This window comes from Thermonema rossianum DSM 10300 (assembly GCF_000426825.1).
Lineage (GTDB): Bacteria > Bacteroidota > Bacteroidia > Cytophagales > Thermonemataceae > Thermonema > Thermonema rossianum.
The window spans coordinates 158,742-180,131 of record NZ_AUGC01000005.1 but is presented as its reverse complement, the minus strand read 5'-3'; the positions used below and the strand labels follow the sequence as shown (position 1 = coordinate 180,131).

19 protein-coding genes and 3 tRNA genes are annotated in these 21,390 nt (G+C 44.0%); 14 read left to right on the top strand and 8 right to left on the bottom strand.

Annotated elements, in window-relative coordinates; genetic code table 11:
- The 7 genes from K384_RS04410 to K384_RS04380 all read left to right on the top strand — a co-directional run bounded on the left by K384_RS04410 (nt 1) and on the right by K384_RS04380 (nt 7,083).
- Nucleotides 1–771, top strand: a complete 771-nt coding sequence (locus tag K384_RS04410; RefSeq protein WP_038029782.1) for a metal ABC transporter ATP-binding protein — start codon at nt 1–3, stop codon at nt 769–771.
- A complete protein-coding gene (locus K384_RS04405) occupies nt 768–2,024 on the top strand; it encodes a metal ABC transporter permease (RefSeq protein WP_084147124.1) in 1,257 nt (418 codons plus the stop codon). Before K384_RS04410 ends, K384_RS04405 begins: the two co-directional genes overlap by 4 nt.
- Nucleotides 2,021–2,893, top strand: coding sequence for a metal ABC transporter permease (locus K384_RS04400; protein WP_084147123.1), 873 nt, complete (start codon nt 2,021–2,023; stop codon nt 2,891–2,893). Before K384_RS04405 ends, K384_RS04400 begins: the two co-directional genes overlap by 4 nt.
- Nucleotides 2,877–4,271 (top strand): tRNA uridine-5-carboxymethylaminomethyl(34) synthesis GTPase MnmE, encoded by a 1,395-nt coding sequence (gene mnmE / locus K384_RS04395; RefSeq protein WP_038029778.1) that lies wholly within the window; start codon nt 2,877–2,879, stop codon nt 4,269–4,271. The genes K384_RS04400 and mnmE overlap by 17 nt, the downstream gene beginning before the upstream one ends.
- A 72-nt stretch (nt 4,272–4,343) precedes the next feature.
- Nucleotides 4,344–4,961 carry a MarR family transcriptional regulator gene (locus K384_RS04390; protein WP_051633115.1) on the top strand — a complete coding sequence of 206 codons (618 nt, stop codon included), beginning with the start codon at nt 4,344–4,346 and terminating at the stop codon, nt 4,959–4,961.
- Nucleotides 4,943–5,644: a DUF3307 domain-containing protein gene (locus tag K384_RS04385; protein WP_038029775.1), complete on the top strand. Its 702-nt coding sequence runs from the start codon at nt 4,943–4,945 to the stop codon at nt 5,642–5,644. The genes K384_RS04390 and K384_RS04385 overlap by 19 nt, the downstream gene beginning before the upstream one ends.
- Before the next feature lie 146 nt (nt 5,645–5,790).
- Nucleotides 5,791–7,083, top strand: coding sequence for a citrate synthase (locus K384_RS04380; RefSeq protein WP_038029773.1), 1,293 nt, complete (start codon nt 5,791–5,793; stop codon nt 7,081–7,083).
- Between the two features lie 118 nt (nt 7,084–7,201).
- Here K384_RS04380 and K384_RS04375 read toward each other — a convergent pair.
- The 3 genes from K384_RS04375 to K384_RS04365 form a co-directional block, all read right to left on the bottom strand.
- Nucleotides 7,202–7,275: transfer RNA gene (locus K384_RS04375), tRNA-Arg, on the bottom strand.
- 29 nt (nt 7,276–7,304) lie between these two features.
- A tRNA-Pro gene (locus K384_RS04370) sits at nt 7,305–7,379 on the bottom strand.
- 9 nt (nt 7,380–7,388) lie between these two features.
- A tRNA-Ser gene (locus K384_RS04365) sits at nt 7,389–7,478 on the bottom strand.
- Between the two features lie 178 nt (nt 7,479–7,656).
- On the opposite strand from K384_RS04365, the gene K384_RS04360 reads away from it, so the two are divergent.
- Genes K384_RS04360 through K384_RS04350 form a run of 3 tightly spaced genes read left to right on the top strand, consistent with a single transcriptional unit; the run spans nt 7,657 to nt 10,403 of the window.
- Complete coding sequence (locus K384_RS04360) at nt 7,657–8,628, top strand: VWA domain-containing protein (RefSeq protein ID WP_038029771.1); 972 nt, start codon at nt 7,657–7,659, stop codon at nt 8,626–8,628.
- A complete protein-coding gene (locus tag K384_RS04355; protein WP_038029769.1) occupies nt 8,625–9,191 on the top strand; it encodes a hypothetical protein in 567 nt (188 codons plus the stop codon). The genes K384_RS04360 and K384_RS04355 overlap by 4 nt, the downstream gene beginning before the upstream one ends.
- Nucleotides 9,192–9,224: 33 nt before the next feature.
- Complete coding sequence (locus tag K384_RS04350) at nt 9,225–10,403, top strand: thiolase family protein (protein ID WP_038029767.1); 1,179 nt, start codon at nt 9,225–9,227, stop codon at nt 10,401–10,403.
- A gap of 77 nt (nt 10,404–10,480) precedes the next feature.
- On the opposite strand, the gene K384_RS04345 is transcribed toward K384_RS04350, so the two are convergent.
- The 4 genes from K384_RS04345 to K384_RS04330 all read right to left on the bottom strand — a co-directional run bounded on the left by K384_RS04345 (nt 10,481) and on the right by K384_RS04330 (nt 15,407).
- Entirely contained in the window at nt 10,481–11,536 is a 1,056-nt protein-coding gene (locus tag K384_RS04345; protein ID WP_038029765.1) for a tetratricopeptide repeat protein, read from the bottom strand.
- A 24-nt stretch (nt 11,537–11,560) separates the two neighbouring features.
- The gene (gene gyrA / locus K384_RS04340; RefSeq protein WP_038029763.1) at nt 11,561–14,065 is read right to left on the bottom strand and encodes a DNA gyrase subunit A; all 2,505 of its coding nucleotides are present in this window, start codon (nt 14,063–14,065) and stop codon (nt 11,561–11,563) included.
- 108 nt (nt 14,066–14,173) lie between these two features.
- Nucleotides 14,174–14,530 carry a hypothetical protein gene (locus K384_RS04335; RefSeq protein WP_157630054.1) on the bottom strand — a complete coding sequence of 119 codons (357 nt, stop codon included), beginning with the start codon at nt 14,528–14,530 and terminating at the stop codon, nt 14,174–14,176.
- A 52-nt stretch (nt 14,531–14,582) separates the two neighbouring features.
- Nucleotides 14,583–15,407: a mechanosensitive ion channel family protein gene (locus K384_RS04330; protein WP_051633114.1), complete on the bottom strand. Its 825-nt coding sequence runs from the start codon at nt 15,405–15,407 to the stop codon at nt 14,583–14,585.
- 89 nt (nt 15,408–15,496) lie between these two features.
- Here K384_RS04330 and K384_RS04325 point away from each other — a divergent pair, with 89 nt between their 5' ends.
- The gene (locus tag K384_RS04325; protein ID WP_038029760.1) at nt 15,497–16,201 is read left to right on the top strand and encodes a hypothetical protein; all 705 of its coding nucleotides are present in this window, start codon (nt 15,497–15,499) and stop codon (nt 16,199–16,201) included.
- A 72-nt stretch (nt 16,202–16,273) separates the two neighbouring features.
- On the opposite strand, the gene K384_RS04320 is transcribed toward K384_RS04325, so the two are convergent.
- Nucleotides 16,274–18,160 carry a DUF349 domain-containing protein gene (locus K384_RS04320; protein ID WP_051633113.1) on the bottom strand — a complete coding sequence of 629 codons (1,887 nt, stop codon included), beginning with the start codon at nt 18,158–18,160 and terminating at the stop codon, nt 16,274–16,276.
- Between the two features lie 77 nt (nt 18,161–18,237).
- Here K384_RS04320 and pdxH point away from each other — a divergent pair, with 77 nt between their 5' ends.
- The 3 genes from pdxH to K384_RS04305 all read left to right on the top strand — a co-directional run bounded on the left by pdxH (nt 18,238) and on the right by K384_RS04305 (nt 21,339).
- Nucleotides 18,238–18,882 (top strand): pyridoxamine 5'-phosphate oxidase, encoded by a 645-nt coding sequence (gene pdxH, locus K384_RS04315; protein ID WP_038029758.1) that lies wholly within the window; start codon nt 18,238–18,240, stop codon nt 18,880–18,882.
- Between the two features lie 91 nt (nt 18,883–18,973).
- On the top strand, nt 18,974–20,173 hold the full coding sequence (locus tag K384_RS04310; RefSeq protein WP_038029755.1) for an aspartate aminotransferase family protein: 1,200 nt from the start codon (nt 18,974–18,976) through the stop codon (nt 20,171–20,173).
- A gap of 74 nt (nt 20,174–20,247) precedes the next feature.
- Nucleotides 20,248–21,339: a calcium/sodium antiporter gene (locus K384_RS04305; RefSeq protein ID WP_038029753.1), complete on the top strand. Its 1,092-nt coding sequence runs from the start codon at nt 20,248–20,250 to the stop codon at nt 21,337–21,339.
- The last annotated feature ends 51 nt before the right edge of the window (nt 21,340–21,390 follow it).

The window sequence follows — 21,390 nt, the reverse complement described above, 5'->3', positions numbered from 1 at the left end:
ATGATACAACAAGTTGAAAAGGCGATACTGGAAGTACACGACCTGAGTGTGCGCTACAATAACAAAACAGCACTTTGGAATATAGACTTCACTCTTCCATCCGGCGTATTGGCCGGTGTAATTGGGCCTAATGGTGCAGGAAAGTCCACATTGATTAAGGCTATCATGGGCTTAGTACCTGTTCATAGTGGATATGTAAAGTTATTCGGTGAGTCATTGAGTAAAGTAAAACAGCGAGTAGCTTATGTGCCACAAAAAGAAGAGGTGAATTGGGATTTTCCTATAACCGTGCAAGAAGTGGTAGAGATGGGACGCTTCCCCTATTTAGGGTTACTAAAGAAACTTACGCCACAGGATAAAGCAATCGTAAGCAGCGCGATGGAGCGCGTAGGAATTGCCCCTTTGGCAAAGCGACAGGTCTCTGAATTATCAGGTGGACAACAACAACGGGTTTTTTTGGCAAGAGCTATCGCGCAGGATGCCGACATTTATTTCATGGATGAGCCATTTACCGGCATCGACATCGCTACTGAGCATGCTATTGTTGCCTTACTGAAGGAAATGAAAGAACAAGGGAAAACCATTATAGTTGTTCACCATGATTTGTACTCTGCCTACGAATACTTTGACTGGGTTGTTCTGCTTAACGGATATTTGGTTGCCTCTGCCCCTACTGAACAGGCTTTTACTCCGGATTTATTACAAAAAACTTATGGAGGAAAGTTGACAACTTTAACAAAAATCGCTCATATTATAAAACAAAGTTTATGATGGAGCTATTGCCTTCTACCTGGTATATACTCATTAGTGCCTTGTTTTTAAGCGTTTCATCTTCCGTTTTGGGAAGCATACTGTTCCATAAAAAACAGGCACTCATAGGCGACGTAATTACACATGCCGTCTTGCCGGGCGTGTGTATAGCTTTTTTAGTGTTTCGCGAAAAAAATATATTTTGGTTTTTGGTGGGTGGGAGCAGTACAGCTATGCTTGCAACCTATATTGTGCAGTATTTGCACAGAAAAAAAGTATTATCGGAAGATATCTTATTGGCGAGTACCTTGTCTATCTTTTTTGGCATAGGTGTTTTGTTTTTGTCTTACATACAGCAATTACCATGGGGAAACCAAAGCGGTATAGACAGGTTCATATTTGGTCAAGCCTCTACCCTATCGCTCCTTGATGCACAGGTTATTGCTATCATCAGCGTGGCAATTCTTACCCTTTTTATTTTGGGGTTTCGTGCTGTTAAGATCTGGGTATTTGATATTCAGTTTGCCGGCACACTGAACTTTCCATTTAAAATAGTGGAAGCTTTATTTATTGTCTTTTTATGCCTGCTGGTAATGACCGGGCTCCAAAGTGTCGGTATCGTTCTTATGTCTGCAATGTTTGTACTTCCTCCCTCAATAGCACATTTCTGGAAACGCTCCTTTACAGGCGGAATCATTGTTGCCGGCTTGGTCTCTTTTGTAGCAAGTGCTTTTGGTATTATGCTTTCATTACTGGTCCCCCACATCCCCACAGGTCCGGCAATAGTTGTAAGCCTTTTTGGCGTGTTAATAGTCAGTTTGCTACTCGGTAAATACAATAGTTTGTATAGTAAACTAAAAGCTAAAAAAAGACATCAAGACAAGATAGATGAGGAGCATGTACTAAAATCTCTTTACAAGTTGATGGAGTCAATTAAAACAGAAACAGTAGATATCTTTGCTTTACACAAGGCAACCAGAATGTCTTTTAGCAGAATAGAAAAGATTTGTAAAAAACTCGAAAAAAGAAAGTTGATAAAGTTTTCTAACAACAAAATACAGCTCACTCCCGCGGGAAAAGCGGCATCCAAACGCATTGTCCGCCTTCACCGCTTGTGGGAGTTATACCTGAGTGAATACTTGCAACTTCCGGAAGATCATTTGCATGAAAGTGCCGAAGATATAGAGCACTACATCACACCGGAAGTAGAAGCGCACCTGCTTACAATAATGAATTTTCCCAAAAAGGATCCTCATCAAAAAGATATACCATGATTAGCGATTGGTGGATTATAGTAAACTCTGCTTTAACAGCCGCTTGCTGTGGCATATTAGGTAGCTTCATTATACTGCGACGAATGAGCATGCTGGTAGATGCCATATCTCATGCGGTATTACCCGGAATAGTTATCGCCTATTTATTCACGGAGTCTCTCCAGTCTATATGGCTACTTATAGGTGCCGGGCTGTCCGGCTTTGCTACGGTATGGTTGATAGAGTCTATTGCCAAGCGTTACAACCTTCATGAGGATGCTTCTATAGGTAGCATTTACACTTCTATGTTTGCCTTAGGTATCATACTCATATCTTCTCTTGCCTTTCGTGTGGACTTAGACCAAGAGTGTGTACTTTATGGCGAAGTGTCGCATACGCTCTTCGATGTTTTGGTTATAAACGGAAAAGTGGCAGGACCTAAAGCGTTTTATTTGCTTTTAGGTATTTTCATTATAAACCTGGCTTTTGTATTGCTAAACTATAAGCAGCTCAAAGTGATGAGCTTCGACGGTGTTTTTGCTTCCACTATAGGCATTTCCACAAGCATTTTACATTATACCTTAATGGGATTGGTCTCGTTTACTACCGTGGCTTCCTTCGAAATGGTTGGCTCTATCTTGGTTATAGCTTACTTCACGGCATTACCTGCTATTGCCTATCTGTTTAGTTATAGTTTGTCTGCTATGCTCCGACTTTGCATTCTTACGGGCATTTTGTGTGCTGTATCCGGTTATTTCATTGCCCTGTGGTGGGGCGTCTCTGTAAGTGGCGCAACTGTCCTCAGCATGGGCATATGTTTATTAGTGGCTATCTTTGTATCTCCCAAAAAGGGACTTTTAAAACCTTGGTTATATGCAAAATCAAAATAATTGGGATACGATCGTAGCTCCTGCAACCCCTCCCGGGCAGTCAGCCGTGGCGGTAATCAGAATTTCGGGGAAGGAGGCCTTCCGGATAGTGAAAAAAATATGGAAGGGAAAAGATATAGACCAAATTGAAACACACACTTTACACCTTGGCAAAATAGTTGACTTTAACAACGAAGTAGTAGATGAAGTCCTTTTGGCAGCCTTTAGAGCGCCGCGCTCCTTTACTATGGAGGACAGCATAGAAATTTCGACACACGGTTCTCCTTATATTGTACAAAGAGTATTGAGCTTGTTGCTGGAAGCAGGAGCCCGCATGGCCGAACCGGGTGAATTTACCAAGCGAGCCTACTTAAACGGGCGCTTTGACCTGGTGCAAGCAGAAGCCGTGGCTGACCTGATAGCCTCGCAATCATCGGCAGCGCATAAAGTTGCCATGCAACAAATGCGTGGACATTTTTCTTCTAAGATAAAAAAACTAAGAGAACAGTTGATTCATTTTGCCTCCTTACTGGAGCTGGAGTTGGACTTCTCGGAAGAAGATGTGGAGTTTGCCGACCGGACACAACTACTCAACCTGCTTAGAGAAATACAGCAGGTCGTACATCATTTAAAAGAATCGTACCGCTATGGCAATGTCCTCAAGCGAGGTGTACCGGTAGCCATTGTGGGGAAACCCAACGCAGGGAAGTCCACGCTTTTAAATGCGCTTCTTCAGGAAGAAAGGGCTATTGTGTCGGACATAGCGGGCACCACCCGTGATGTGATAGAGGATGAAATTACTATTGAAGGCATCACCTTCCGTTTTATAGATACAGCTGGCATAAGAGAAACAAGCGATGCAATCGAGGCAATAGGTGTAGAGCGTGCCCGGCAAAAAATGAAAGAGGCGTCTATTGTCCTTTATTTGTTTGATGTAAATACTGCTACCACCGAAGAGATAGAAGCTGCCATCCGGGAATTGGAAACCTACAAGCTTTCCTATATTTTATTGGGCAACAAAATAGATATGCTTACCGGCGAGTCACATAAGATATCTATGCTACAGAAAACACTCGAAAACTACCCGCTTATATTCATATCAGCCAAAAATGAGAAAGATGTAGAAAGCCTTAAGAAAGAACTTCTTCGCAGAGTGCAGCAATGGGAAGCATCTCTTCAAACAGACATCATTGTTACCAACGCCCGTCATTACGAGTTTCTGGAAAAAGCAGAGCAGGCACTATCGCAGGCAGAACATGGTTTGCTTTCGCAATTACCAAGTGACTTGGTGGCCATGGATGTACGGGCAGCACTACACTTTTTAGGTGAAATCACCGGAGAGATCACTACAGAAGATCTGCTGGGCAATATTTTCTCAAAGTTTTGCATTGGGAAATAGTAACCTTGATGAATCATATATCGTTTAAAAAGACAATATACATAACATATAGCCTTAAAAACCGATAATATATTGATTCTTGCAGTCCTAACAGGTGATATAATAGCCTCCCGTTCATCACCCACTGCTCAATGGCTTCCCATTTTACAAGAGGCGCTTGCTTACTGGGGAAGCACACCATCAGATTGGATACTTTACCGGGGGGACAGCTTTCAGTTAAAGGTGCAGGCACCACAGGCACTCCTTGCTTGCTTTTTATTGAAAAGTGCCTTGCGTAGCGTACGACTGGACGTGCGTATAGGTATTGGCATAGGCAAAGAGACTTACAGCGGACGCAGCCTGGCGGAATCTAACGGGGAAGCGTATATCCTTTCCGGCCAAGCTTTCGATAGCTTATCGCAATACAACATGGCGCTCGAGTCTTGTTTTGGACAAAAATATGATGAATATTGGAACTTGGTCTTGCACCTGGCGCTTACTTTTGCCGACAAATGGACAGTGGCAGAGTCCCGTGCGTTGTATGCCCTGCTGCAAAATCCTAACCTCACGCAAATACAATTGGCAGAACAGTTAGGGAAAGCACAAAGCACCATCAGTGAAGCACTAAAAAGAGCTCATTACGTAGAACTAAAGGAAATGATAAATATTTTCAAAGACCAAATTGAATATAAATGCAGCTGTTCTTTTTAAAATTATTGGCTGCTCATATTGCTGCCGATTTCTTGCTCCAAAACAAGTACATCGTAGCACACAAGGCTCGACAGCGGATACAGTCCATATGGTTGTATGCGCACGCCTTGTTGCATGCTATACTCACGGCTTTACTTCTACAAGAAATATCCGGAATGTATATTTACATATATATTTTGTTATTTACTTCACATCTGCTGATAGACATTGTAAAGATTTACTATCTATCCGGATTTAGGGGCTTCCTTATAGACCAATCCCTGCATGTGAGTGTCATTGCCGGTTTGACCCTGCTTCTGTTTCCAAAGGAAGCCATACATTTGAAAGAGAGTTTAGATACTCATACACTATTAAGTCTGTTCGTCTCCCTGTCTTTAAACACCTATGTGGCATCTATTGCCATTGGGATATTTATGCAACGATGGCGTTTGGGCGCCCTGAATCACAGCTCTCTCCCACAAGCCGGCGCATATATAGGCATTTTGGAACGACTATTAATTTTTTTGTTTATCAATTTGAACTTTTATGCAGCCATAGGTTTTTTATTGGCAGCAAAGTCAGTCTTTCGTTTTGGTGACCTGTCAAAGTCTAAAGATAGAAAGCTGACGGAATACATTTTAGTTGGTACGTTGGTGAGTTTTGTGTGGGGAATTTTGTCGGCACTTTTGCTGAAATGTTTATAAAAAATATTATGTTAAGCAGGTGGTGAAGTAAGCATTCGAATCTTGATTTTATACATTAAATAAACCGCCATTCTTTCCCTTTTACTTAAAATTTTCTAATTTAGCTGAGGTTTTTTGAGAGGTAAAAACATAAACAAATAGTTCCTATGTCAGAATACGCTGAACTTCATTACAACGGTCAGGTGTACCAGCTTCCGGTTCTTACCGGTACAGAAGGCGAAAAAGCCTTGGATATCAGCAAGCTTCGCTCAGAGACCGGCGGATTGATCACTTTAGATTTGGGCTTCAAAAACACAGGCTCAACCAAAAGCGCCATCACCTTTCTGGATGGCGAAAAAGGGATATTACGTTACCGTGGATACCCCATTGAGCAGCTGGCAGAAAAATCTACCTTTTTAGAGGTAGCTTACTTGCTTATTTATGGCGAGTTGCCTTCGAAGAGCGAATACGAAACCTTTGTAAACAAGGTTACTCGCCACACAATGGTAAATGAAAATATACGGAAAATATTTGACGGCTTCCCTGCCAATGCACACCCCATGGGCGTGCTTTCGGCATTGGTGTCTTCTCTTTCTGCTTTCTATCCGCGTCCCGAAGAAGCTGCACTAAGTTTTGAAGAGCAAACCGATTTAAACATCATCCGCTTGCTTGCTAAAGTACCTACTTTGGCAGCATGGTCTTATAAGAACTCGCAGGGGCACCCGGTCAACTACCCCAAGAACAGCTTGAACTACTGCGAGAACTTTTTGCACATGATGTTCGCTCTTCCGGTGGAGGACTACGAGGTTGACCCTGTGGTAGCCCGTGCCCTGGATGTCCTTTTGATTTTGCATGCCGACCATGAACAAAACTGCTCGACATCTACTGTACGTATTGTAGGTTCTTCGCATGCAAGCCTCTATGCCGCTATTTCAGCAGGTATTAGCGCTTTGTGGGGACCGCTGCACGGTGGCGCCAACCAGAAAGTGATAGAAATGCTTGAGATGATCAAAGCAGACGGCGGCAATGTGAAGAAATACGTTGAAATGGCAAAAGACAAAAACTCTGATTTCCGTTTGATGGGCTTTGGGCACCGTGTATATAAAAACTTCGATCCGCGGGCACGTATCATCAAACAACAAGCAGATAACGTATTGAATAAGCTGGGAATCAAAGACCCCTTGTTGGATATTGCAAAAGAGCTGGAGCACGCCGCTTTGAATGACGATTACTTTAAAGAAAGAAAGCTGTATCCGAATGTTGACTTCTATTCCGGCATTATTTACAAAGCCATGGGCATACCGGTCAACATGTTTACCGTTATGTTCACCTTAGGACGCTTGCCGGGCTGGATTGCTCAATGGAAAGAGATGCGCGAAAACGGCGATCCTATTGGCCGTCCTCGTCAGCTCTATGTGGGCGCTAATGAAAGAGACTACGTGCCCATGGACAAGAGATAAAAGACGAGCCCTTTTATAAGCAATTGGGGAAGGTATGTTGTTTACACCTTCCCTATTTTTTTAGATAAAAAATAATGGCTTATTCTTTGAGATAAGAATAAGCCATTTAGTACCTAAGCGATCCCGGCAGGACTCGAACCTGCAACCGACTGCTTAGAAGGCAGTTGCTCTATCCGGTTGAGCTACGGGACCTTGTGTGTTCATGTATTGAGAAAGAAAAGTCGGGGCGGCAGGATTCGAACCTGCGACCCCCTGCTCCCAAAGCAGGTGCGCTAACCGGGCTGCGCCACGCCCCGAACTGTTAGAGGAGAGGACGGGATTCGAACCCGCGGTACCGCTTTGGGCGGTACGGCAGTTTAGCAAACTGCTGCCTTCGACCACTCGGCCACCTCTCCTTTTCCGTTGAATTGCAATGCAAATATAGAGCACTATTCCATATTGTCCAAACAAATTAACTACTTTTTTTAAAAAGAAAATTTAAAATATTGAAGATTAAGCCATTAAAGTTGTATTTTTTTCAATTAAAATACCATTGTCTTATGTAACTTTGCACAGGACATTAAGCGGTTTGGTATGCACTTTTTACTCCCCCCCTCCTTGTTTGAGTTTGGTATATTCAGCGTATTTGCGCTGTTTTTATTGCTTAACTGGCGAAAGGTATATATCATAGAAAAACGCTATCCTTTTCTCCATTACAACAGAAGAGCATTCCTATTCAAGAGTGTACTTCGCTTACTGACCATTAGCTGCGTGATTGTGGCGCTGTTGGCGCCGTTTAAAAAAATAGTGCAAGAAGAAGTGAGTGCAGACAACCACCACATGTACTTACTTGTAGATTTATCAAACAGCATGCGTGTTCAAGACACTCCACCCGGGCGTTTCGAACGCACAAAATATACCTTATCTCAAATCATACAGCAAACAAACGGTAGCTATTGCATCATATTATTCACCAATGAAGCACTCATTTACTGCCCACTTACTCATGATAAAGAGGCTATTTTAGATTTATATATTCCTCCTATGACCTTTGGGCTTACTTCAGGTGGTGGCTCTAATATCAGCCAAGCTTATGCGCTTGCTATGGAAAATGTCAAAAAAAATCATAAAGAAGGCGTAAAAAACTCTATTATATGTTTCAGCGATTGGGAGAGTAGTGAACTACCCGCTGCTTCTTTGTTCCGGGAGGCAACCTTATACAATCTTTCCTTTTATCAAGTGGTGGTAGGAAGTGTCACCGGTGAGTATATTCCATGGCAAGGTGGCGTACTCAAAAAAGATGGACGGGCTGTAATTAGTAAAGCCATACCTGAAAATGCGAATAAACTATGCAACAAACTTACCGATTGCAGAGTGTATCAAATTGCGCCGGAAGTGGATGATACAGCCACATTGATTAGAAACATTAACGAAAACAGCACGACGATCACCAATAGGCAACATATAGCCACTGACAATATTTATCACATGCCTTTGCTGCTTGCTATCTTGTTTTTAATTTTAGATTTGTCTTTTCCCCTACCCTTAATCCACTTCAAACGATGATATTAGGTCTCACATGGCTGCAGTTATTATACATTTACTTTGTGGCCCCCTTGTATAATTATCATATAGAAGAAGCAAAAATAGCTTATGCAGAAAAACAGTATAAACAAGCTGCCGGGGCTTCATGGGAGGCATACTCATTGGTAAATAACCCGGACACCTACATTTTTACTTTACTTTGCCATTATCAAGCAAAGGCGTGGGAAACCATCATACAACTCCCACTTCCTGCTATGAATCAGTGCAGCCCCAAACAGCGGGCTTACATTCATCTTATAAAAGGTGTAGCTTCCTTTGAGGCAGGGCATTCCGCCCAAGCTATCCGGCATTTCAAAAACTCGTTGATAGCCTACCCCCTCCCCGATGCCGCATATAACTTGGAATTACTATTACACAGGCAAAAAGAACGCGCTCCTATACCAAGCCCGTCGGAAAATCAAAACAAGCCTACTCCAAAGATAAGCAACATACAACAGATACTGCAATCTATTCAAAATAACGAAAGACACCATCTTCAGCGAAAAAAAGGGCGTCAACAAAGTAGAGAAAATATAGAATGGTAATGTATATTTGTACTAATCAAAAAAAATATTGTTATGAATAAAGAAGTTTATATCGTTTCAGCCGTACGCACTCCCTTGGGAAGCTTTGGGGGCGCTTTATCCACTCTGTCAGCCACTGAATTAGGTGCTGTGGCTATCAAAGGTGCGGTAGAAAAAGCCGGAATTGCCTTTGATGCCGTTGAGGAAGTATTTATGGGGAACGTAGTAAGCGCTAACTTAGGACAAGCCCCGGCACGTCAAGCCGCCATTTATGCCGGTCTTTCCAAATCAACCCCTTGCACTACCGTAAATAAAGTATGTGCTTCCGGTGCAAAAGCCATCGTTTTTGCTGCTCAGAGCATCTTAACCGGCAATGCCGACATCGTTGTTGCCGGCGGCATGGAGAGCATGAGTAACGTCCCCTATTACGTACCAAAGGCTCGTTTTGGCTATAAATATGGACATGCCGAACTGATAGACGGTTTGGCAAAAGACGGCTTGGAGGATGCCTACGACAAAGGCGCCATGGGGTGCTATGGCGATGCCACTGCCAAGAAATACAATATCAGCCGGGAAGAGCAAGATGAATATGCCATTCGCTCTTACAAATTAGCTGCCGAGGCAACAGAAAAGGGATGGTTTAAAAATGAAATTGTGCCCGTAGAAGTAAAAGGACGTAAAGGAAGTGTCATTGTAGATGAAGATGAAGAATACAAAAAAGTAATTTTTGAGAAGATACCTGCTTTACGCCCTGCATTCACACCCGACGGCACGGTAACCGCTGCCAATGCCTCTACCATCAATGATGGTGCCGCTGCTTTGGTATTGATGAGCAAAGAAAAAGCAGAGGAGTTGGGCGTAAAGCCGATTGCCAAAATTGTCGCTTACGCCGACGCGGCACAAGAGCCTCAATGGTTTACTACTGCACCGGTAGCAGCTGCCAATAAAGCATTGCAAAGAGCCGGTTTGTCAAAAGATGACATTGACTATTTTGAAGTGAATGAAGCCTTTGCCGTCGTGGCACTTGCTTTCAGCAAGTTAATGGAAGTTCCCGTAGATAAAATGAATGTGTTTGGCGGCGCCGTTTCAATAGGACACCCCTTAGGTTGTTCCGGCGCCCGCATCATGACAACCCTTCTGAACGTATTGCAACAAAAGAATGCAAAACGTGGTCAAATAGCCATCTGTAATGGTGGTGGTGGCGCTACTTCTATCATCGTAGAGCGAGTATAAAACCACAGACAATGGCACAATAAAAAGGGGGCTCATTGAGCCCCCTTCTGTATTTATAACTTTTACCTTGATTCCTTTTAGTTGCCTAATGCCTTTAATTTGGCATCCATTGCTTTCCCCTTGTCTTCCATTTTTAAACGGTAGTAAATCTTAGCCAAAAGGGAAATCACGTCTTTATTGTCCGGCTTGGCTTGGTGGGCACGCTCTAAATAAGGCAAAGCAGTTTTCAAAAGCTCATCCATCTGTTTTAGCTTGGCTTCTACTTCTGACTTTTTCAAGCTGCTGTCCATGCTCTCTACCTCTTCTGCTACTTCCACTGCCTTGTTATAATAAGCAAAGCCGGTATTGGCATTCAACACAAAATTATCAGGGAATAACTCTGCCCCTTTCGTGTAATATTCCAGCGCTTTGTCTGTTTCCCCTTGTTCATCATAGATGGCTGCTATCAGCTCGTAAAGACGTGCATCTTTCGGATTTTCTTTCAAGCCCATTTCAGCTATGGCAATAGCTTCTTCGGGCTTCTTCATTTCACCGTAGAGCACCAAAATCAAGTTATAGTAATGCTCCGCTTTTTTTTCATAAGGAACATCGTCCAATTCCAAAAAGCGCTTGGTGTAAGTAACATATTTATCTTTTTGATCAGCCTCATATGCCATGGCGGCAGAGTAAATAAGCGCCGTGGTATCTTTAGGTTGAATGCTTAATGAAAGCTCAAGGTTTTTCAGCGCATTATCAATGTCTTGTTCTTGATAGAAAGAGACAGCGCGATTCAAAGCGATGGCATATAATTGCTCCATCTCTGCCTTGGCATCATCATAATAACCTTTTTTCTCCGGCTCCAGCTCCATGGCTTTTTTAAAGCCTTCATAGGCTTTGAAAGTAGCATCTTTGTCTAAGTTCACGAACAAGCCGGTAGGGTCAGAAGCTATGCCCGCATATATTTTACCATAGTAGTACCAAGTTTTAGACTTGGTACTTGCCTTGGGATGCTTGATAGCCTCATCTATAGCCGCCTTGGCTTGGTCTAACTTGCCGGCTTCATATGCCATGATGGCATTGCCCAGGCCGCCTTGTGCATATGCAGCCAAAATCCCTGCAATAAGGAAAAAGATAGATAAAACGGTTCTTTTCATGGTTGTTTGACTTTTATTTGAAATTTATTCTACTGAATCCTCTGTATTAACGTCATTATTTGCCACTTCAGATGCATTTTCCTCATCTTCGTTATCTTTATCAACTTTTGCAATAGATGATATTGCATCTTTTTTGGTCAACTTGATGAGTCGAACGCCCTGAGTGGCGCGCCCCATTACACGAATATCGCTCACACGCATTCGTATGGTAATGCCTGATTTATTGATAATCATAATTTCATCATCATCTTCTACGGCTTTTATTCCTACCAGTTTTCCGGTTTTTTCGGTAATATTCATAGTACGTACGCCTTTACCGCCGCGCCGGGTAATCCGGTAGTCACTTACTTTTGAGCGTTTGCCATATCCTTTTTCCGAAACCACCAGCAGGTCTTCGTCTTCGCTTGCCACACAGACCATACCTATCACCGTATCTCCATCTGCAAGCGAGATACCTCGAACACCGGTGGCGGTGCGTCCCATGGGGCGCACTTCCGATTCATGGAAATGGATGGCTTGCCCCTCGCGCGTAGCAATAATGATGTGGGCATCCCCATCGGTAATTTCCACATCCAAGAGGCGGTCGCCTTCTATGATGTTAATCGCATTAATACCGGTTTGGCGTGGACGGGAATAAGCCTCCAGCACAGTTTTCTTTATAGTGCCCTGCTCTGTACACATCACCACGTAATGATTATTTATGTAATCTTCGTCTTCAAGACTGGGCACATTCAAAATAGCCCGGATTTTATCTTCCGGTTCAATTTGAATCAGATTCTGGATGGCACGTCCTTTCGATGTTTTACTTCCTTCCGGTATTTGATACACTTTTAACCAATAGACCTTACCAAATTCAGTAAAGATAAGCAGGTAGTTATGGTTGGAGGCTACAAAAAGATGTTCTGTAAAGTCATCGTCTTTGGTGGATACACCTTTTGCGCCCACGCCGCCACGGCTTTGCGTTCTGTACTCGGTAAGGGGGGTTCGTTTAATATATCCCTGATGCGAAACGGTAATCACCATTGCTTCATCGGGGATCATGTCCTCTATAGATATGTCGCCTGCAGCGTGCACGATGCCGGTACGACGCTCATCACCATACTTTTGCTGAATTTCAAGCAACTCTTCTTTGATGATGGCCATGCGCTTGCTTTTATCCTCCAGGATGGCTTTCAGCTCTTCTATTTGTGCGGCTACTTTGTTATGCTCCTCTACAATTTTGTTACGTTCCAGTCCGGTCAGGCGCTGCAAACGCATATCCAATATGGCTTTTGCTTGAACATCCGACAAGCCAAAACGCTCCATTAGCTGCTGCTTGGCTGTTTCAGGGTCTATAGCCTCTCGAATCAGCTGAATGACTTCATCCAGGTGGTCAAGTGCTATTAAATAGCCTTTTAAAATATGAATGCGCTTTTCCGCTTCATTCAAGTCGTAACGTGTACGGCGCACAACCACCTCATGGCGGTGCTCTACGAAGTGATAAATCAAGTCCTTCAGATTAAGCACAACCGGACGTCCCTTCACCAAAGCCACATTGTTAATGCTAAATGAAGACTGCAGTTGGGTGTGCTTAAACAGGTTGTTCAGCACTACTTGCGGAATAGCCCCTTGCTTGAGTTCATATACAATGCGCAATCCTTGACGGTCCGACTCGTCACGCAGATCCGAAATCCCATCAATCACTTTATCATTAATAAGCTGCGCCGTTTTTTCAATCATCGACGCTTTGTTTACCATATAGGGGATTTCGGTAACCACAATCTGTTGTTTTCCGGATTTAGTTTCTTCTATTTCGGCACGTGCACGGATGACTACACGTCCTTTGCCGGTCTTGTAAGCAGATTTCACACCTTTGTAACCGTAAATAACGCCTCCGGTAGGAAAGTCCGGCGCAGGTATGTATTTGATTAGCTCATCAATGGTAATATCCGGGTTGTCTATATAAGCCAAAATACCATTTACCAGCTCAGTCAAGTTATGAGGGGCCATATTGGTAGCCATGCCCACGGCAATACCGGAAGCGCCGTTCATCAACAGGTTGGGTATTTTAGCAGGCAATACGGTGGGTTCTTGCAAGGAATCGTCAAAGTTAGGCTGAAAATCAACGGTATCTTTGTTGATGTCTGCCAATAACTCTTCCGCAATTCGCTTGAGACGGGCTTCGGTATAACGCATGGCGGCGGGCGAATCCCCGTCTATTGAACCGAAGTTGCCTTGTCCGTCAACCAGCGGGTAACGCAAAGACCAATCTTGCGCCATACGCACCATAGTATCATAAACGGAGGCGTCACCATGAGGGTGATATTTCCCCAACACCTCACCAACGATACGCGCCGATTTTTTATAGGGCTTATTATGATACAAGCCCAGCTCTGCCATACCGTACAACACACGACGATGCACCGGTTTAAGCCCATCACGTACATCCGGCAAGGCGCGCGACACAATCACCGACATAGAGTAGTCGATGTAAGCGGTGCGCATTTCGTCTTCTATATTAATTGGAATAATATTGGGTTGCTCATTCATAGAAACATTCTTTTAAAACTCTGCTTAAAACGGTCAAAACTGGGGCAAGATACGAAAAAAGGGCTGTTTTTCCTATCAAAACAGCCCTTCTATTCTGTAAGGCGGGGCTTATTTGTCAAAGCCGCCTTTTTGTTTTTTTAAGGATATTTTATTGATACGTTTTTTGTCTAAGCCGGTATGTTTTTCTTTATCAAAGACTTTATAACGCTTGCCTTCATCGGTACGGTGAGTTTTTTTGAACAACCTGCGCCACCAAACGGTGCCACTATACACCTTTAAGTCCTTGCTTTCAACATTGGAACGGTCAATCAGGCTGCCGTCTTGGGCATTTTCTGCACCGAAGAAATGCGTGTGGTCATCAACAATCATACATCCGCTGACTTGACACCGCTTGGCACAAGCCCCATTCAATAACAAAACACAAACAAACAGTATCCCGGCGATTGACTTTATATATCCTCTCATATTTTTGGACTTCTGCCTTTGTAAACGTATAAAAGAAAGCAAAAGTTATACCTTATTTGCTTACTTGATACAAATGCACGTCTCTTTGAGGGTAAGGGATACTGATACCTTCCCGGTCGAAGCGTTCTTTCACTGCCTCATGAATCTGCGAATACACGGTCCAATAGTCTTCTGTTTTACACCACGGGCGTACCGCAAAATGCAGTGCGCTGTCGCCCAGTTGCTGTAGAAACACGTTTGGTGCCGGGTCCTTTAAAACCAAAGGGTGATTCTCTACAATTTCTTGAAGCAATTGTTTGGCTTTTTTAAAGTCATCATCATAACCGCAGGTAAAGGTCATATCTACCCGGCGAATGGGTTCACGGGAATAATTAATGATATTACCGTTCGACAAGTTGGCATTGGGCAAAATAACCACCTTGTTGTCAAAGGTCTTTATGTAGGTGTTGAATATTTGAATTTCTTGTACAACACCTAAAACCCCTTGCGCCTCGATGGTGTCCCCCACTTTGAAAGGACGGATAATAAGTATCAATATACCACCTGCCAAATTGGAAAGGCTTCCTTGCAGTGCCAGGCCTACCGCCACGCCTGCCGCCCCCAGCATGGTAAGTATAGAAGTGGTGGCAATCCCCAGCATAGAAACCACACTTACCAAAAGCAACACTTTCAGTGTAATGATGATGACTGTCTCCAGGAAAGGTTTAACGGTGGGGTCTATCTTGCTCGATTCGAGGTACTTTTTTATATAACGTCGTCCGATTCTGATAAGCTGCCAACCGATAATTAATACGACAAGTGCGCCCAAGAAACGAGGGGCAAACTCTTTGGCAGCCGTAGTAAGGGTGCGTAAAATTTCTTCAATGTTCAAATTCATACAAATTCTCGTTTTTAGTTTTGAATAATTAAACTATTCTTTTCACTACATCGTACATGTACTGTATTGATAACAAAAAAAGTAAAAACATGCAAAAAAACGGCTTTTTAATTATTCTTTGTGTGTTTTTGTCTTGTAGCGTGGCAAAAGCACAGAACAGGCAAGAGGTAAATATCTTGCAATGGTCAGTGATAGATGAAGGCGAATATATCAAAATATTGGGGGAAGTGAAAAACACCTTCACCTCTTACTTGGGCGAGGTAAAAATCACGATAGAGTATTTCGATAAGAATGGCAAGCCTCTGGGGGTGGACAGGTTCACAGCGCGTGATGCGGGCACCTTGGCGACAGACGAAACTTATGCGGCTTTGGATGTGATTGCACCCAATGAAACGGCGCCGTTCGAAAGAACAAGAGACAAGAAAAAACTAAGTGGTACTTTTGGTTATTGCAAACTTAAAGCTACCGGTCGTTTGTATGACAAACAACCGCCCATGGCAGCCAAAATAGAGGACCTGCATATTGAGCGCACCGGCAATGATTTTCAAATTACGGGGACATATAAAGCCACCGGCACAGTAGCCTGTCAGTATCCGGCAGTGGTCATCGTCGGATACAACGATTCCGGACAGGTAGTCAGAGTAAAAAATATCTCTTTTTCATATATGGACGATAGATATAGGATAATTAAAAGCCTTCATCCCGGAGATATGTACCGGTTTAAAGCCAAATTATACAACTTGGCAGATGGTAGTATAAAAACGGCAAAGGTCTTTCCTTATTTTGACATGTAAAACACACAAAAAAAAGAGAGGCCGGGCGAATGCCGGTCTCTCTTTTTAAAAAGCCTGCCTGAAAGTCGGTGCTTATATACTGTCTATTAGCTCCAGTTTCTTTTCAAGCACATGCAGCTGCTCTTGAGCTTTGGCTATGCGTTCTTCATAAGCTTCGCGCATCTTGGCAGCCTCTGAAGATTCACCAAAAAATTCGATATTGTTGCGCAAAGTATCAATTTCCTCGCGTATGCTGCGTATTTTATGCATGATTTGATTACGTTTTTGACGCAGCTTGCGTTCTCCGCCTGCCTTGTGCTTGGCAAGACGGATGGTAATAGACAAGTCGAGCTCTTCGCGACTTTCTTCATCTAAGCCGGGGAAGCGCTGTACCAGCTCATGCATAGCCTTAATAAAGGCATTCTGGATACGCGATATGTCTTTCCGGGGCACATGTCCAATGGCTACCCACGCTTCTATCCACTGCTCTACTTCATCTTCAGGTTCCACATTTGCCAGCACCTCTTCAGTGCGTGCATTGATTTGCTCTATGAGCGCTTCTTTCTTTTTCAAGTTTTCAACAAAAGCCTCTTCTTTTTTGCTATGAATGGCTCTGCGCTTATCGAAAAAGTCATTCATCAGCTTACGGAAGCCCTCTTCTATTTTCTTACGGGCTTTTTCGGGCACACTGCCTATCTTTCGCCACTCGTCTTGCAGCTTTTTGAGTTGCTTGGCTGCTTCTTCTATAGTTTCTTCCGTACTTTCTTCTATGATGGCTTTTGCTTTTTCAAAAAGCTCTTGCTTCTTCAACAAGTGTTGCTGGCGCTCTTCGTCGAGTTTGTGGAAGAACTCGCCTTTGCGCTTAAAGAACTGCTTGAACTTGCTCCAGAATGACTTCGACACCTCCTTGCCCTCTTCGCGCGGCACCGGACCTATTTCCTCCCATTCTTTTTGTATGGCTTTAATCTCCTCGGTTTTGGCATTCCATTCTTTAATCCGGTCCGAGTCGAACTCGGCAAAAGGTGTCAGCTTTTCTACCAGTGCTTTTTTCTTGGCAAGATTTTCCTGAAGTTGTTGTTTAAACAGCTCATCCTCACGGCGGCGCTTTTCATAAATAGCATTGACAGCTTTCTTGTAGCGCTCCCATATGTTATCTTTTTCTTCTTGTGGCACCGGTCCTATGTGGCGGTACTCCTGCTGCAACACCTTCAATTGGCGGAAAGCCTCCCGGGCCGGCAATTCAACCAGCGCCTCTATTTTAGCACATATTTCCTCTTTAGCTTCCAGGTTTTTCTTCCTGTCCAGTTCTTTCAACTCATGGAACAAAGACAGGTTGTTGTAGAACATATCGATGAGTGCATTGTAGCGTGCCCACAGGTCGCGGGCGAAGCGTTTGGGAACGGGTCCCGTTTTGCGCCATTCTGCCTGCAGGTGCTTTACCTGCCGGATGGTCTCTTCCGTCTCTATGCTTTCCACCGCATGACGCAACTCGTCCAATATCTCTTGTTTGCGTTTCAGGTTATTGCGCAAAGCCTCCTGCAGTTCCTGGCGGATGGCCTGGCGGCGCTGACGGAGTGCCTTGGCTATTTCGAAAAAGTGCTTGGCTTTTTCATCCAAGCGATATTCAAAACCATCGGCTTCGCCCCCATCGGCAAGGTATTTCTCGAGGGCCTGCTCGCGCTCGTCCTGAATGATGGCTTTGAAAAAAGGCTCTATTTTAGTGAGCAGACGATAGTACTGCTCTACTTCTTCTTTTGATAATTTATTGACCGGGTGAGCTGCACGCAATGTTTCGTAGAGCTCATCCTTAGAGTAGGTGGAATAATCTTCTTCCGGCAACTCTTCTTCATGTTCCACATCTTCTTCCATTTCTTCTTCCACCTCTTGGTTTTCAGTTGCATTAGTCAACACATCCTCTTGACTCTGAGGGGCTTCATGAGCCGTTTGCTCCATTTTCGGGCTTTTCTCTTCGTAATTCATACGCTTCGTTTTTTAAATGACGAAATCTCTTTTATATGCTTGCTAAATTTAGCAATTTTAACACAAAATTAATAATTATGGATAAAATAGCTTCTATCAGAAGAGAATACAGCAGTCGCTCCTTGTCTGAGCATGAAGTAAACAAAGATCCTGTCAAGCAGTTCATGCAGTGGTTTGAGGAAGCCTTGCATGCCGAAGTACTTGAGCCCAATGCCATGCACCTCAGCACTATTGGATTGGACGAGCGCCCCAAGGGGCGTATTGTGCTGCTGAAAGGTGTAGAAGAAGGGTGTTTTGTTTTCTTCACAAACTATCTGAGCCATAAAGGAAAAGAAATAGAAAAAACACCTTGGGTGTCGCTTACTTTCTTTTGGGCAGAACTGGAGCGGCAAGTGCGTATCGAAGGCAAGGTGTCGAAACTGCCCGGGGCAGCTTCCGATGAGTATTTCCATAGCCGTCCGCGTGGCTCTCAAATAGGGGCTTGGGTGTCTATGCAGAGCGAAGAGATTCCGGGACGTGATTTCCTTGAAAAACGCTTAGCAGAAGTAGAAAAACAATATGAAGGGGTCGAGATCATCCCACGTCCTCCTCATTGGGGCGGTTACATGGTAGAGCCCGGCTACTTTGAATTTTGGCAGGGGCGCCCCAATCGTTTGCATGACCGCATATGTTATCGCCTTGAAGACAATGGTTTATGGCGCATAGCGCGCCTGTCGCCTTGATGGTCTTCTTTTATAAAGGCAATCGCTTAGCCCTCTCAGATGAGGGCTTTTTCTTTACTTTGCAAGTAAAGAGTAGTTAAAAACTATAGCAATGAAACACTTACCCAATTACCGCGCTTTATTTTTACAACATCTTGCACAAACCAGCCCGGCCCCTCTCCTGCTTGAGATAGAACGTGCAGAAGGCGTCTATCTCTATGATACACAAGGCAAACGATATATAGACCTCATTTCGGGCATTGCAGTGAGTAATGTAGGGCACAGTCACCCTGCCATAGTGCAAGCCATTTGCGAACAAGCCCGGAAGCACTTGCACACAATGGTATATGGTGAATATGTGCAAGCCCCCCAGGTTGCCTTTGCGCAAGCACTCGTAAACACCCTCCCCCCTTCTTTAAATACCGTTTATTTTACCAATTCCGGTGCCGAAGCGGTAGAAGGCGCCATGAAGTTAGCCAAGCGTTATACCGGCCGCTTTGAGATAATAGCAGCAAGAAATGCCTATCATGGCTCCACCCAGGGCGCTTTGTCTTTGCAAAGTCAGGAAACTTATAAACGTGCGTTTCGTCCGTTATTGCCTTTTGTGAATTATATCAACATTGAAAGTCAAAGTGATTTAGAAAAAATTACTTCCCAAACCGCTGCTGTTATCATTGAGCCCATTCGCGCTGAGTGTGGCGTTCAAATACCCGGGCAAGAATGGATGAAACAATTACGTAAGCGTTGCACAGAAACCGGCGCACTACTTATCTTCGATGAAATACAAACCGGCATGGGACGCACCGGCACCTGGTGGGCGCTGGAGCACTACCACACCACCCCCGATATATTGCTCTCAGCCAAAAGCTTAGGTGGCGGTCTTCCCCTCGGTGCTTTTATAGCACCCCAAGAAATCATGCGCACCCTTTCTCACGACCCTATCTTAGGGCATATCACCACCTTCGGCGGGCATCCTCTGAGCTGTGCGGCAGGTTTGGCTGCTCTTCACATTATTAAAGACGCATTGCCGGAAGTAGAGCAAAAAGGGCAACTGCTGGAAAAACTATTGGGCCACAATCCACACATTAAAGAGATCCGGCGTAAAGGACTCATGATGGCTGTTGACGTAGGCTCATGGGAGATACTGCAAGAAGTCATCCGGCATGCCTTGCATAACGGTGTTATTGTCGATTGGTTTTTATTCAACAACCATTCCATACGCATTGCTCCCCCACTCACCATCACCGAAGCAGAAATAGAAATGGCCGCTCAAATTCTTAACGAATCAATTAATCGTGCGTTTAATGATTAGCATATGATGTAGCAACATAAATTTTTTATATATTCATTCATGCATATTCTGTTCATTGCCTAAAACGCACGCTTATGGAAATCGTGATAGATGTAGCTATTATTCTTTTTTCTTTTTATCTCATGTCCGAGATAGTAGATGCGCTTTTTATCAAAAGCTTGGACAACATTGCAGCTCAACTGAAGCTATCGGAAAGCGTATCGGGGGCTACTCTTCTGGCTTTTGGTACCAGTGCACCGGAAATAGCCACCGCACTTTTTGCCTTATTCCTGACCGGTGCCCATCCGGCCACCGGCGTAGGCACCATTGTAGGTTCTGCCATCTTCCAAATACTTGTAGTGATAGGCTTTGCTTGCATTGCCAACAGAAGTAAGCTTAATTGGAAGCCTATTTTGCGCGATAGCAGCTTCTACGCTTTCTCTGTTGTTCTTTTGCTTCTTTTTGTGCAAGACAACAAACTAACCCTCTTGGAAGGCGGCATATTGGTAGGATGTTACGTCTTTTATCTGCTATTCTTAAACCTGTGGATGAAATATATTGACAATGAAGCCAAACAAGCGGAAGAGATAAAAGAAGAGTATGCCATAGAAGATGTGCTCCCTCAAAAAAGCACCTTACGCAAAGTGCTGGATATCATCACCACCCCGATTCGCTTGCTGATACGCCTCGTTCCCAATCCGGAAAAACGCCCCGCCTGGACTTATCCTGTCTTTATTCTGTGTCTTGGCGTCATTGCACTGGCTTCCTATTGGATGGTGATGGCAGCCGAGCGCCTGGCATTACTAATAGGCATTCCCACCGAGATTATAGCCCTTACTATCCTTGCAGGTGGAACATCCATGCCTGAAATCATCTCTTCCTACATTGTTTCCAAGCAGGGACGCGGCGATATGGCCATTGCCAATGCCATTGGTAGCAACATCTTTGATATACTTATGAGTTTGGGGCTCCCTGTGCTTATTTATACCTCGCTGCACGGCGATATCAGTAACATTGGCAGCGCCAACATCATTTCTTCGGTGGTCTTGCTTTTTGCTTCCTTGCTTTTGGTTGTTTTGGCTTTTGTTTTCTCGCGTTTTTATGCCACCCGCTTGCTCGGCTACTCGCTCATAGCCATCTACATAGCCTACGTATGGGGGGCTTATGCCGGTTGGTTGGAAATATAAAAAGCTTACAAAAGTTGTGCATATAGGCAAAAAGCTTTATTTTTGCCAGCG

Excerpts from the sequence above, each read along its gene's own strand:
- K384_RS04325 (WP_038029760.1), top strand. The coding sequence starts at position 15,497 with ATGCAAAAAAACGGCTTTTTAATTATTCTTTGTGTGTTTTTGTCTTGT.
- K384_RS04385 (WP_038029775.1), top strand. The coding sequence starts at position 4,943 with ATGCAGCTGTTCTTTTTAAAATTATTGGCTGCTCATATTGCTGCCGAT.
- pdxH (WP_038029758.1), top strand. The coding sequence starts at position 18,238 with ATGGATAAAATAGCTTCTATCAGAAGAGAATACAGCAGTCGCTCCTTG.
- K384_RS04400 (WP_084147123.1), top strand. The coding sequence starts at position 2,021 with ATGATTAGCGATTGGTGGATTATAGTAAACTCTGCTTTAACAGCCGCT.
- K384_RS04350 (WP_038029767.1), top strand. The coding sequence starts at position 9,225 with ATGAATAAAGAAGTTTATATCGTTTCAGCCGTACGCACTCCCTTGGGA.
- K384_RS04360 (WP_038029771.1), top strand. The coding sequence starts at position 7,657 with ATGCACTTTTTACTCCCCCCCTCCTTGTTTGAGTTTGGTATATTCAGC.
- K384_RS04380 (WP_038029773.1), top strand. The coding sequence starts at position 5,791 with ATGTCAGAATACGCTGAACTTCATTACAACGGTCAGGTGTACCAGCTT.
- K384_RS04305 (WP_038029753.1), top strand. The coding sequence starts at position 20,248 with ATGGAAATCGTGATAGATGTAGCTATTATTCTTTTTTCTTTTTATCTC.
- K384_RS04330 (WP_051633114.1), bottom strand. The coding sequence starts at position 15,407 with ATGAATTTGAACATTGAAGAAATTTTACGCACCCTTACTACGGCTGCC.
- K384_RS04310 (WP_038029755.1), top strand. The coding sequence starts at position 18,974 with ATGAAACACTTACCCAATTACCGCGCTTTATTTTTACAACATCTTGCA.
- K384_RS04345 (WP_038029765.1), bottom strand. The coding sequence starts at position 11,536 with ATGAAAAGAACCGTTTTATCTATCTTTTTCCTTATTGCAGGGATTTTG.
- K384_RS04355 (WP_038029769.1), top strand. The coding sequence starts at position 8,625 with ATGATATTAGGTCTCACATGGCTGCAGTTATTATACATTTACTTTGTG.
- K384_RS04320 (WP_051633113.1), bottom strand. The coding sequence starts at position 18,160 with ATGAATTACGAAGAGAAAAGCCCGAAAATGGAGCAAACGGCTCATGAA.
- gyrA (WP_038029763.1), bottom strand. The coding sequence starts at position 14,065 with ATGAATGAGCAACCCAATATTATTCCAATTAATATAGAAGACGAAATG.
- K384_RS04410 (WP_038029782.1), top strand. The coding sequence starts at position 1 with ATGATACAACAAGTTGAAAAGGCGATACTGGAAGTACACGACCTGAGT.
- mnmE (WP_038029778.1), top strand. The coding sequence starts at position 2,877 with ATGCAAAATCAAAATAATTGGGATACGATCGTAGCTCCTGCAACCCCT.
- K384_RS04335 (WP_157630054.1), bottom strand. The coding sequence starts at position 14,530 with ATGAGAGGATATATAAAGTCAATCGCCGGGATACTGTTTGTTTGTGTT.
- K384_RS04405 (WP_084147124.1), top strand. The coding sequence starts at position 768 with ATGATGGAGCTATTGCCTTCTACCTGGTATATACTCATTAGTGCCTTG.